Source organism: Sphingobium sp. L-44, assembly GCF_056859495.1.
Map to the genome: position 1 here is coordinate 56,043 of NZ_JBSXOQ010000121.1, position 11,789 is coordinate 67,831.

General features: G+C 64.6%; 13 protein-coding genes. 5 read left to right on the top strand and 8 right to left on the bottom strand.

Annotation, left to right across the window (positions count from 1 at the left end; translation table 11 throughout):
- Positions 1 to 111 precede the first annotated feature (111 nt).
- The 3 genes from AC13EK_RS22675 (at position 112) to AC13EK_RS22685 (ending at position 2,698) form a co-directional block, all read left to right on the top strand.
- A complete protein-coding gene (locus tag AC13EK_RS22675) occupies positions 112 to 765 on the top strand; it encodes an outer membrane protein (protein WP_004211411.1) in 654 nt (217 codons plus the stop codon).
- 205 nt (positions 766 to 970) lie between these two features.
- Positions 971 to 1,393, top strand: coding sequence for an acyl-CoA thioesterase (locus AC13EK_RS22680; RefSeq protein WP_026109254.1), 423 nt, complete (start codon positions 971 to 973; stop codon positions 1,391 to 1,393).
- 204 nt (positions 1,394 to 1,597) lie between these two features.
- The gene (locus AC13EK_RS22685; RefSeq protein WP_234792406.1) at positions 1,598 to 2,698 is read left to right on the top strand and encodes a glycoside hydrolase family 43 protein; all 1,101 of its coding nucleotides are present in this window, start codon (positions 1,598 to 1,600) and stop codon (positions 2,696 to 2,698) included.
- 57 nt (positions 2,699 to 2,755) lie between these two features.
- Here AC13EK_RS22685 and pyrF read toward each other — a convergent pair whose 3' ends face one another.
- From pyrF to AC13EK_RS22720, 7 genes are all read right to left on the bottom strand, one after another.
- The gene (pyrF, locus tag AC13EK_RS22690; RefSeq protein ID WP_010337957.1) at positions 2,756 to 3,430 is read right to left on the bottom strand and encodes an orotidine-5'-phosphate decarboxylase; all 675 of its coding nucleotides are present in this window, start codon (positions 3,428 to 3,430) and stop codon (positions 2,756 to 2,758) included.
- Positions 3,427 to 3,774: a lipopolysaccharide assembly protein LapA domain-containing protein gene (locus AC13EK_RS22695; RefSeq protein ID WP_004211415.1), complete on the bottom strand. Its 348-nt coding sequence runs from the start codon at positions 3,772 to 3,774 to the stop codon at positions 3,427 to 3,429. The genes pyrF and AC13EK_RS22695 overlap by 4 nt, the downstream gene beginning before the upstream one ends.
- A 68-nt stretch (positions 3,775 to 3,842) precedes the next feature.
- The gene (locus AC13EK_RS22700; protein ID WP_483022405.1) at positions 3,843 to 4,700 is read right to left on the bottom strand and encodes an aldose 1-epimerase; all 858 of its coding nucleotides are present in this window, start codon (positions 4,698 to 4,700) and stop codon (positions 3,843 to 3,845) included.
- Positions 4,697 to 6,109 (bottom strand): sugar porter family MFS transporter, encoded by a 1,413-nt coding sequence (locus AC13EK_RS22705; protein WP_069337569.1) that lies wholly within the window; start codon positions 6,107 to 6,109, stop codon positions 4,697 to 4,699. The genes AC13EK_RS22700 and AC13EK_RS22705 overlap by 4 nt, the downstream gene beginning before the upstream one ends.
- A 29-nt stretch (positions 6,110 to 6,138) precedes the next feature.
- A complete protein-coding gene (locus AC13EK_RS22710) occupies positions 6,139 to 7,014 on the bottom strand; it encodes an SMP-30/gluconolactonase/LRE family protein (RefSeq protein WP_069337568.1) in 876 nt (291 codons plus the stop codon).
- A gap of 1 nt (position 7,015) precedes the next feature.
- Positions 7,016 to 7,774 carry a D-xylose 1-dehydrogenase gene (gene xylB, locus AC13EK_RS22715; protein ID WP_048937366.1) on the bottom strand — a complete coding sequence of 253 codons (759 nt, stop codon included), beginning with the start codon at positions 7,772 to 7,774 and terminating at the stop codon, positions 7,016 to 7,018.
- A complete protein-coding gene (locus tag AC13EK_RS22720; protein WP_069337571.1) occupies positions 7,771 to 8,919 on the bottom strand; it encodes a fumarylacetoacetate hydrolase family protein in 1,149 nt (382 codons plus the stop codon). Before AC13EK_RS22720 ends, xylB begins: the two co-directional genes overlap by 4 nt.
- Before the next feature lie 223 nt (positions 8,920 to 9,142).
- On the opposite strand from AC13EK_RS22720, the gene AC13EK_RS22725 reads away from it, so the two are divergent.
- On the top strand, positions 9,143 to 9,328 hold the full coding sequence (locus AC13EK_RS22725; protein WP_004211421.1) for a hypothetical protein: 186 nt from the start codon (positions 9,143 to 9,145) through the stop codon (positions 9,326 to 9,328).
- 140 nt (positions 9,329 to 9,468) lie between these two features.
- Here AC13EK_RS22725 and AC13EK_RS22730 read toward each other — a convergent pair whose 3' ends face one another.
- Positions 9,469 to 9,882, bottom strand: coding sequence for an EF-hand domain-containing protein (locus tag AC13EK_RS22730; RefSeq protein WP_026109251.1), 414 nt, complete (start codon positions 9,880 to 9,882; stop codon positions 9,469 to 9,471).
- Positions 9,883 to 10,169: 287 nt separating this feature from the next.
- On the opposite strand from AC13EK_RS22730, the gene purB reads away from it, so the two are divergent.
- A complete protein-coding gene (gene purB / locus AC13EK_RS22735) occupies positions 10,170 to 11,486 on the top strand; it encodes an adenylosuccinate lyase (protein WP_069337567.1) in 1,317 nt (438 codons plus the stop codon).
- Positions 11,487 to 11,789 lie beyond the last annotated feature (303 nt).

The window sequence follows — 11,789 nt, forward strand, 5'->3', positions numbered from 1 at the left end:
CATTAATGCCACATTATCAGCTGTTTATCTGAGGTTCATGAAACAAATATGACCGCTCCGGCTTGAGCGTCTCACCCCCAAGGGGAAGAGAAAGACAACGGAGTGATGTTTATGCGTAAGTTGATGGTCGCCACTTTACTGGCCGGTGGTGCAGTCGCCGCGCCGGCGCTCGCACAGGATGCCACCCCGACCTTCACCGGCCCGCGTGTCGAAGCGATCCTGGGCTATGACCATACCGGGGCCGGCAGCTCGATCGACAATGACAATGGCAGCGACGATCAGAAGATCGACGGCCTGCTCTACGGTGTCGGCGCGGGCTATGACGTGAATGTCGGTGGTGCCGTCGTCGGCGTCGAGGGCGAGTTCACCGACTCCACCGCCAAGAGCAGCCGCAACGATTTCACCGACCAGTTCGGCTATGGCCGCGTCAAGCAGGGCCGCGATCTCTATATCGGTGCCCGCGCCGGTATCCTCGCTGATCCCTCGACCCTCATCTATGTGAAGGGTGGCTACACCAACACCAAGCTGGGCGTGCTGGCCGGCGACACCAATCAGGTCACCGACACCTCGTTCAAGCTGGACGGCTGGCGCGTCGGCGGCGGCGTGGAGCGCGCGCTCAACGCCAACACCTTCGCCAAGATCGAATATCGCTACTCCAAATATGACAGCGCCCATATCGACTTCATGGACGGCTCGACCAGCAGCGAATTCGACGTCGACACCGACCGCCATCAGGTCGTCGCCTCGGTCGGCTGGCGCTTCTAAGACGTCAGACTATCCTCCCCATCCCTTCGCTTCGAGCGAAGTTGAGAAGTGCGATGCATAAGCGTTTCTCGACAAGCTCGAAACGAACGGGGCCGGGGGCGTTCGAGACAGAAAAAAAAGGGGCCGGTCACCGATCGACCCCTTTTTTGCAGCATCCGCCCTTAGCCTCTATCAGCCGTCCTGCGGGGGTGTTACTTACACGCTTGTGAGTAACGCGATTCCCCACCTGTACCCGGTTGGCATCCAGCCCGACGACATCGACTTCATGGGACATGTCAACAATGCCAGCTATCTGAAGTGGGTGCAGGATGCCGTGCTCGACCATTGGCGCGCGCTCGCCCCGGCCGAGGCGGTGGCCCAGCATCTCTGGGTCGCGCTCAAGCATGAGATCACCTATCGCAAGCCCACCTTCCTGGATGATGAGGTGATCGCCACCGTCCTCCTCGAAAAGGTGCAGGGCGCCCGTGCCTTCTACGAAACGGTGATCCGCCGTGGCGAGGAAGTGCTGGCAGAGGTCAAGTCAAGCTGGTGCTGCGTCGACGCCTCCACCCTGCGCCCGGCCCGCATTGCCCGCGAAGTGATGCAGCATTTCTTCGCGCCCGACGACAGCGGCACCACCGCCGACTGATCCCACCTCATGAACGGCAGGTTTGCAGCGCGGGAACGCGCTTGACCCATGCCCGGATGTTTGCATTAGTCCGACAAATAAAGGGCCGGTGACGGGGCGGCGAAAAGCGCCGTCCGCTGCGGCCCTGTCGGCGAAGCGCATCTGTCGATCATCATGCGCTCGCCTAGGCTACAGGAGAGGGCGTTGATGCGGTGGCAGTCGGGAATGACATATCTGGGGTTTGGCCTGCTGCTGGGCAGCGCCACCATGGCGATCGCGGCCCCCGCCACGCCGCCGCGCCAGCTCGACATCGTCAAGCGTATCGCCAAGGCCAAGCCGGAAGCGAAGGACGAAGCCAGCGCCCGGACGTCCTATCTCCTCGTCTATTTCAAGGACGAGACCCACTCGCTGCATTTCGCGACCTCGGCGGACGGCTACAACTTCACTGACGTCAATGACGGTGCGCCGGTCCTCAATGGCCGCGACGTCGCCGAACAGAAGGGCATCCGCGATCCCTATATCATGCGCGGCCCGGACAATGCCTTCTACCTCGCCATGACCGACCTGCATATTTTCGCCAAGCGCGAAGGGCTGCGCGATACCGATTGGCAGCGGCCGACCGACAGCTATGGCTGGGGCAATAACCGCTCGATGATCTTCATGAAATCCTATGATCTCACCCATTGGACGCTGGCTTCCGTGACCATCGATCAATTGTTCAAGTCGACTGCCAATGCCGGCACCGCCTGGGCGCCGGAAATGATCTACGATCCCGACAAGCGCAAGATCATGGTCTATTTCAGCACCCGCAACGGCAAGGAGACCGACCATATGGTCTATGCCTATGCGGACGACGCCTTCACCACGCTGACCAGCGAACCGCGCGACCTGTTCACCTATCCCAAGTCCGGCATCGGCACGATCGACGGCGACATCACCAAGGTCGGCGATCGCTACCGCCTCTTCTATGTCGCGCATGACAAGCCCGGCCATCTGCGTCAGGCGACCTCATCGCGCATGGATGGCGGCTATGTCTTCGATCCCGCCAAGATCGACCCGGAAACGGTCGGCACCGAAGCGCCCAATCTGTGGCGGCGCCACGGCACCGACACCTATGTGCTGATGTATGATGTGTTCGGCGCCAAGCCGGTCAACAATATGGGCTTTTCGGAGACGGAGGATTTCGTCCATTTCCGCGACATCGGTCATTTCAACGCGCCGGGATCGCCGATGAAGGCAACCAACTTCACCCAGCCCAAGCACGGCGCCGTCATCCCGATCACCCCGGCAGAAGCGGAGCGGCTGAAGACGTTTTTCCAGAAATAAGGGGCAGGGGAGGATCGCACCGGACCGGCTGAACGCCACCGGGGCGATCCACCATCCTTACAGCGTCGCTTCGATCGCGCGCGCCGCCTGGTCGGGATCTTCGGCCTGGCTGATCGGGCGACCGATCACCAACATCGACGCCCCCCGGTCCAGCGCCTCGCGCGGGGTCACGGCGCGCTTCTGGTCGCCCATGGCGCCGCCCGCCGGGCGCACACCGGGCACGACGAAATAGCCGTCGGGCCAGATTTTCTTGACCAGCGCGACCTCCTCGCCGGAACAGACGATGCCGTCCAGGCCCGCGTCCCGCGCCAGTTCGGCGAGCCGCGTCACTTGCTCCTCCGCCGCGCCATTGACGCCGATGTCATTGAGGTCGCCATTGTCGAGGCTGGTGAGCACCGTCACCGCCACCACCTTGGTCTTGGTGCCGGCCGCCGCCTTGGCGTCCTCCAGCATCGCCCGGCCGCCGGCGGCATGGACCGTCAGCACCGCCGGCTCCAGCCCGTGCAGCGCCTGCACCGCCTTGGCCACCGTATTGGGAATGTCGTGCAGCTTGAGGTCGAGGAAGATCGGCAGGCCGAACTTCATCATCTCATGCACGCCATGATGGCCATTGGCGCAGAAGAACTCCAGCCCCAGCTTCAGCCCGCCGACATGGTTGCGGACCTGCCCGGCCAGATGCTGGGCCTTGGCAAGGTCGGGCGTGTCGATGGCGACATAGATCGGGCTGCTCATGCTTGTCCTGTAGGGGTAAGGGGCGACGGCGTGGCGTCGGGCAAGATCGGGGTTGTCACCGTCGCAGGCGTCACGGGTGTGGCCGGCGCGGCGGAAGCGGTCGCGGCGACCAGCGCACGCTCGGTGCTCTCCAGCCGGCGCTTCATGCGCCAGCGCGTCGCGCGGGCCATGATCCAGAAGGGCATGGCGCCCAGCAGGAATGCGCCGATCAGAAGCACCGGCAATTTGGTTTCCATCACCATGTCGCCCCACAGGCGCACGGTCACGGGGACATAGTTCGCCATGCAGAAGAAGGCGAGGGCGACGGCGATGACGACCCAGAAGGCAGTCCGCAGAAATTGCATCGGCGATCCTCTCGCTGCTGATAGGGCGGTCAGCCTAGGCGATTTTGGCGAAAGGCGAAAGCGCCTGTTCAGATTTCGCGGACGGCGACCATCATCGACAGGCTTTGCGTGGCGCCTGGCGCCAGCATCGCCATGCCCACGGGCCGGTTGATCGCGTCCGGCATATGGCTGACCGGCTCCAGGCAGAAGAAGTCACCGGCGGGCGGGCGGAAGACATGCAGCCAGTCCGCGCCCTTAGCCGTCAAGGTCAGGCGGATGCCGTCGCCGCGATCGACCAGCGCCACATGGTCCCAGCCGCCATGGACATTGTCGATCAGGCTGTCGCCGGTCACGCGCGCGCCCTGCGACCAGTCGCCCAGCGCATCGGCCGACACTTCCCGTTCGGGCAGCATGTCGGGGGAGGAGAGCCAGAGCGTGTCGGCGTGGAAGCGCAGCATCGTGTCGCCGTCCAGCGCGAAATAGGGATGGAAGCCAAGGCCGCAGGGCATCGGGCTGTCGCCCAGATTCTGCACCAGCAGCGTGACTTCCAGCGCATCCTCGCCCAGCCGCACATGCTGCTGCGCGCGCCAGGCCCAGGGCCAGCCTGCATCGCCCTCATGCGTCTGTTCCAGCCTGACGTCATGGCCCGATTGCTCCAGCACATGCCAGGGCCGCTGCCAGCCAAAGCCATGGATGCTGTGGGGATGATCGCCGAAATTGAGCGGCAACTGATAGCTTTGCCGGTCCACCACATAGCGCCCATGGGCGATGCGGTTGGCATAGGGCACCAGCGGGAAGCTGGCCATGTCCAGCGGATCATGGCTGTCCTGCGGCGCGCGGCGCAGCAGGGCCACGCCGTCGCGATCGAAGGACAGGATCGACCCGCCAATGTCCGGGGCGAGCGCGCAACTGAGCGCGCCCGCCTTCAGGGTGACGATCTTGCTCAGCCGACCATGTCCTCAAGCTCGCGGCCCTTGGTCTCATGGACCATGGCGCGCACGAAGAAGAAGGAAATGGCGGCGAACAGGGCATAGCCGGTATAGGTCACGACCAGGCCCGGCGACACGGCGAGCGAGGGGAAGCTGACCGAGATCGCGGCATTGGCGATCCACTGGGCAAAGCCGGCGACGGCCAGGCCCGAACCACGGATCTGGTTGGGGAACATCTCGCCCAGCATCACCCACATGATCGGACCCCAGCTCAGGTTGAAGAAGATCACGTAGAGGTTCGCCGCGATCAGCGCCATCAGGCCATTATGGCCCGGCAGCACCACGCCGCCATCTGCGCCGGTGACGGCGGTGGAGAAGGCATAGGCGACGATCGCCAGCGTCACCGCCATGCCGGCAGAGCCGATCAGCAGCAGCGGCTTGCGGCCGATCTTGTCGACCAGCATGATCGTGCCCAGGCACGCGCCGATCGACAGCACGCCGGACAGGATGTTGATCTGCAGCGCATTATCCTCGGAAAAGCCGACGGCTTCCCACAGGGTGGCGCCATAATAGAAGACGACGTTGATGCCGACCAGCTGCTGGAATACGGCCAGGCCAATGCCTGCCCAGACGATCGGGCGCACCTTGCCGCTGGCCTTGTCGATCAGGTCGCTCAGCCTGGGGCGGTGATGATCGGCGGCCAGGCTGGCGCGGATCTCGCTGACCTTGCGATTGGCTTCCTCGGCACCGAACAGCTTGGTCAGGACCGCGCGGGCGCGTTCGTCCTGGCCGCGCGCGACCAGATAGCGGGGGCTTTCCGGGATCACCAGCAGCGCCAGGAAATAGATGGCGGCCGGGATCGCCTGCAGCCAGAACATCCAGCGCCATGCCGGGAAGTCGAGCCACAAGGGCGCGGTCGAACCGCCGGCATAGCGGGCCAGCACGAAATTGGCGACGAACGCGCCGGTGAGGCCGGAAATGATCATCACCTGCTGCACGCTCGACAGCCGGCCGCGGATCGATGCGGGGGTGACTTCGGAGATATAGACGGGCGAGATGACGCTCGCCGCGCCCACGCCCAGGCCGCCGATGATGCGGGCAATGATGAAGATGGCGGAGGAACCGGCGGCACCGGCCAGCAGCGCGCTCACCAGGAACAGGATCGCCGCCAGCATCATCACGCCACGACGGCCGATGATATCGGCCATGCGGCCCGCGCCGAACGCGCCGATCGACGAACCGACCAGGATCGCGCCGACATTGACGCCGATGCCCAGCTTGCCCAGGTCGAAGGCGGCTTCCAGCCCCTTCTGGGTGCCGTTGATGACGCCCGAATCATAACCGAACATGAAACCGCCGATCGTGGCGACGGCCACGATCGCTGCGATGAAGGCCATATTGACCTTCCCGGCGCTCCCCTCACTCATCTGCTTGTCCTTCCAGCTCTCTATTTCTTCTATATCGTGGCGACATGGCCCGGCAGCCCCGCGACGCCGGCGTCGAAGGCGAACAGATCGCCCGCCAGGGGCTGTTCTGTCAACGCTGTCACATCCAGTCCCTTGCGCGCCGTCGTGGCATAGGCCGTCATCAGCTCCGGGCCGCCAAAGGCGATCTTGGTGATGTTGGCGACGGGGAAGCGGATTTCCCGCATCAGCCGCCCGGCCGGGTCATAGCGGCGCACCGCCCATCCGCCGAACAGTCCGGTCCACAGGCAGCCTTCGGCATCGACCGTGGGGCCGTCGGGATAGCCCGCGCCATCCTCGATCCGCGTGAACAGGGTGGCGGCGCCGGCGACGCCATCGGCATCTACCGGGCATTGCCAGATGGCGCGGCCCAGCGTGTCTGTATGATAGAGGATACGCCCGTCGGGCGAGAGGGCTGGGCCGTTGGTAATCGACACGGCGGCCAGCCCGCTCTCGACCAGGTCGCCGCGATGCAGCCGGTAAAAACGGCCGCTTTCCTCTGCCTCGGCATCGTCCATCGACCCGAACCACAGGGCGCCGCCGGGCGCCACCGTGGCGTCGTTCAGCCGGTTGCCCGGCCGATGCGCTTCGGGCGCGTGGAGCAGGGTGAAGGCGCCGCTCTTCGGATCGAAGCGATGCACGCCTGATTGCAGGCCGACCGCGAACAGCCCGTCGTCGGTCGGCACGATCCAGCCGACCTGGCCCGGCGTGGTCCAGCTCTTGGACACGTCCAGCGCCGGGTCGAAGCGGTGGATCGCATGGCCCTTGATGTCGACGAACCACAAGGCCGCCTCGCGCGCGACCCAGATCGGCCCTTCGCCCAGTATCGCCCCGACCGACAGGACGCTGCGCGGTGCGGCGTCGCTCATCTCAGCGCCAGCCGGCGTCGATGAAATAGTCATGGCCGGTGCAATAGCGCGCATCGTCCGACGACAGGAACATGGCCAGCGCGGCGACGTCGACCGGCAGGATGCGGCCGTCCAGGCACTGGGCCGCGACGATCTCGGCCTCGCCTTCGGGCGTGTACCATTTTTCCTGGCGCAGCGTCTTCACATTGCCCGGAATGATGGTGTTGACGCGGATATTGTCGCGGCCAAGGTCGCGGGCCAGGCTGCGGGTCAGCCCCTCGATCGCCGCCTTGGCGGTCTGGTAGAGGATGAGGTCGGGCAGGGCCAGGTGCCAGCTGATCGAACCGAAGTTCAGGATCACGCCGCCGCCTGCGCGCTTCATCGCCGGGATCGCCGCCTGCGCCGCGAAGAACTGGTGGCGCAGATTGACCGCCATCCGCTCGTCCCAATAGGCCTGGGTCACGTCCTCGATCGTGTGGCGATCGTCATTGGCGGCGTTGTTGATCAGGATGTCGATCCCGCCCAGTTCCGCCTCGACCCGCGCCATCATCGCCTGCAGCGCGTCGATGTCGCGCAGGTCGCAGGCGTGGAAGATCGGGGTGAAGGCACAGCCGCTCAACCGTGCGGCCAGCGCCTCGCTCTCGGGGATGGCGATGTCGCAGAAGGCGACATGTGCGCCCTGCATCGCATAGGCTTCGACCAGCCCTTCGCCGATGCCGCTGCCGCCGCCGCTGATGAAGACCCGCTTGCCCTTCAGGCTCGGGTAGATGGCGCGGCTCATGCAGTTTCTTTCTGGTCGACGGCCGAGAGCAGACCGCGCCCGGCAAGATTGGTCATCAGTGCGGTCAGGCCAAAGGTCCAGGGTGCGGCGTCCTTCGACGTCACCACCGGATTGATCAGCTTGCCCAGGCGCGGGGTGGAGATAGCAACGATGTCACCGACCTTGTGCGTAAAGCCGCGGCCCTCCTCGTCACGGTCCTGCACTGGCGCGAACAGCGTGCCCAGGAACAGGGCGAAGCCATCGGGATATTGATGTTCCGACAGGGTCTGGCGCACCAGTTCCAGCGGATCGCGGCTGATCTGGTCCATCCGGCTCGTGCCTTCGAGCATATAGCCTTCCGGCCCCTCGATGGTCAGGCCGACTTCGGCATTGCGCACATCGTTGATGGTGAAGTCGCCGTCGAACAGGCGGACGAGCGGGCCGAGCGAGCAGGACGCATTATTGTCCTTCGCCTTGCCCAGCAGCAGGGCGGAGCGCCCTTCGAAATCGCGCAGGTTGACGTCGTTGCCCAGCGTCGCGCCCACGGCCTGGCCATCGGCATTGACCAGCAGCACGACCTCGGGCTCGGGATTGTTCCAGGTGGAATCGGACCGGATGCCGATTTCCGCCATCGGGCCGACCGTCGCCAGCACCGGCGCCTTGGTGAAGACTTCCGCGTCCGGGCCGATCGCGACTTCCAGATATTGCGACCACAGGCCGTCCTCGATCAGCGCGGCCTTGAGCGCTGCGGCTTCCTCGGTGCCCGGCACCACGGCGCGGATCGATCCGCCCACCCGTTCTTCCAGGCGACCACGGATTTCTGCGGCAGCGCCGGCATCGCCGCGCGCCCGTTCCTCGATCACGCGCTCCAGCGCCGACAGGGCAAAGGTCACGCCACAGGCCTTGACACATTGCAGGTCGACCGGGCTCAGCAGGGCCGCTTCGATCGCGTCCAGATCGCCGATTTTCTCGCCATCGGTGGCGGCGACGAAGGGCAGCTTCTCGACCAGCTGGGCGCTGGTCGGCGCGATCGCGCTCATGTCGTAAACGATGCCCTGCGACACCAGGATCGGGCTCGGGCCCGCGTTCGTCTGGATGCGGCCCAGGAAAAGCCCGGTCCGCCAGTCATGCGGCAGACAGTCAAGCAAGGCGGTATCCCCCGGCATCATCTTCTCCTATGCACCTGGTTGTTGATTGATAGCGCTACCAACATGGAAGGGCGGTGCAAGTCAAGACCCCCTGATGAAAATCGCTCGCAGCGACGGGGCGTCGGGGCTTTGCTGGCCGCGGGTCAGGCGTCATGGCGTGCGCGTGGCACGGCGAATTTCCGGCCTTGCCGCTACGTCAGCCCTTTTCAGTCCCGCCGGGCTGCGGCATAGAAGGGGGACTATGAAGAAGAACCAAGAGAGCGTGCCGGACGCCGGCGCAGAAGCCCTCCAGCCAGAGGATAATGCCCCCGATCTCGCCGATGCGGCGCGCAAGTCTGCCGGAAAGGCCGTGTGGATGGGGACTGCCGTGGGCATCGGCTCGGCCGCGATCGTCGCTGCTTTGCTCTATACCAAGAAGCGTCGCTGAGCCGGTCGGGGCCTGGTCCAGGCCCCGCGGCCATCCGCCATCAAAAAAAAAGGAGGCGGCATGTTCTGTGACATGCCGCCCCGGTGCGACCCGCTTGGGGTTCTGTATTTTCCCTGCCTTCGTGACGGGAAGGGAAATATTTATGCGCCCGCGCTGCCGCTCAGATAGCTGATCAGTTCGGGCTTGCTGACCGATATGCTCTTGTCGGCATCGGCAGTGGTGAAGGCGCCGCTGGCCCAGGCAGTGACTTCGGCCGGCGGCAGCGTCTTGCCGGTGGCCTTCATCTCCTGATCCTTGAGGGCCACCATCCAGCGCGAAAACTCGCCCTGGTCCAGCTGTCCGTCCTTGTTCGTGTCATAGGCTGGGAATTCCGACTCGACGATCGCGGCGACCGAATTGGCCGGGTTTGCCGGCTGCGCAGCCTGCGGTTCGGCGGGGCTTGCGGGCGCGGCCGGCTGTGCGGCCTGCGCTGCCGGATCGGCCGGCGCAGCCTGCTGCGCCAATGCGGGCGCTGCGACCAGCATGGCGCTCGTCAGAAGCAAGGTGCGGATCATGGCGACATCCTTTATATCATTGAAACGCGTAGGGCCTGCATTGGGCGCCTGCTTTGGCTTCATGCCTTAATTGCCATCACATAATACATGAAGACTAGGAAAAGTTCCTGAATATCGGTTCATCTACGCATTTGGACTTATGAAATGCTTCGGTTCGACTGTCTTTGCTTGGATAATTGCGGCCGGATGAGGCGCGCGCGGGGCAGGGGAGCCTCCTCAATTGCCCCAAAGGGCGCGGGCTGCTAGGCGGCGCGGCAATATCCACCCTCCAGCCGCAGGATTCGCCCATGGTCCCTCGCTATTCCCGTCCCGCAATGACCGCCCTCTGGGAGCCGGAAGCCCGCTTCAAGATCTGGTTCGAGATCGAGGCGCACGCGACCGAGAAGCTGGGCGAACTGGGCGTCGTCCCGCCGTCGGCCGCCAAGGCGCTGTGGGACTGGTGGGCCACCAACCCCGCGATCGACGTGCCCGCGATCGACGCGATCGAAGCCGTCACCAAGCATGACGTCATCGCCTTCCTGACCTGGGTCGCCGAACAGGTGGGCGACGAAGCCCGCTTCATGCACCAGGGCATGACCAGCTCCGACGTGCTCGACACCTGCCTTGCCGTGCAGCTCACCCGCGCCGCCGACCTGCTGATCGAGGATCTCGACAAGCTGCTCGACGTCATCAAGCGCCGCGCCTTCGAGCATAAGCTGACCCCGACCATCGGCCGCAGCCACGGCATCCATGCCGAACCGGTCACCTTCGGCCTCAAGATGGCGGAAGCCTATGCCGAATTTTCGCGCTGCAAGACCCGCCTGATCGCGGCCCGCGAGGAAGTCGCGACCTGCGCCATTTCGGGTGCGGTCGGCACCTTCGCCAATATCGACCCGCGCGTCGAGGAGCATGTCGCGCAAAAGCTCGGCCTCGCGATCGAGCCGGTCTCGACCCAGGTGATCCCGCGCGATCGCCATGCCATGTTCTTCGCCACCCTGGGCGTCATCGCCAGCTCGATCGAGCGCCTCGCCGTCGAGGTCCGCCACCTGCAGCGCACCGAAGTGCTGGAGGCTGAGGAATATTTCTCGCCCGGCCAGAAGGGCTCGTCGGCGATGCCGCACAAGCGCAACCCGGTCCTCACCGAAAACCTCACCGGCCTCGCCCGCATGGTGCGCAGCTATGCGCTGCCCGCCATGGAAAATGTGGCGCTGTGGCATGAGCGCGACATCTCGCACTCCTCGGTCGAGCGCTATATCGGCCCCGACGCGACCATCACCCTCGACTTCGCGCTCGGCCGCCTGACCGGCGTGATCGACAAGCTGCTCGTCTACCCCGAGCGGATGATGAAGAATCTCGACAAGATGGGTGGCCTGGTCCACTCGCAGCGCGTGCTGCTGGCCCTGACCCAGGCCGGCGTCAGCCGCGAAGACAGCTATCGCTACGTCCAGCGCAACGCGATGAAGGTCTGGGAATCCGATGGCCAGCTCTCGCTGCTCGAACTGCTCAAGGCCGACGAAGACGTCGCCAAGGCATTGAGCGCACAGGAAATCGAGGACAAGTTCAACCTCGACTATCACTTCAAGCAGGTCGACACCATCTTCGCCCGCGTCTTCGGCGAAGCCTGACCTCGCACGCGGCCAGCACCGCGCGAAAGTAAAGAAGAGGGCGCCCGACCACCCGGTCCGGCGCCCTTTTGCGTCTTTGCGAGCATGGCGAAGTCATGACGATAACGGATTTTGCCCGCTGATGATCAAGAGGTGCCCTCACCATCGTCGTCATCCCGGACTTGATCCGGGATCCATTCAACGCTCCCCATCCGTCGCAGCGCAGAATGGATCCTGACTTTCGTCAGGATGACGTCCGTGGTGATTGGCAGGCTCCGACTAATTGCTGCTGTAAATTCCTCCCCTTTCAGGGAAGGATGGTCT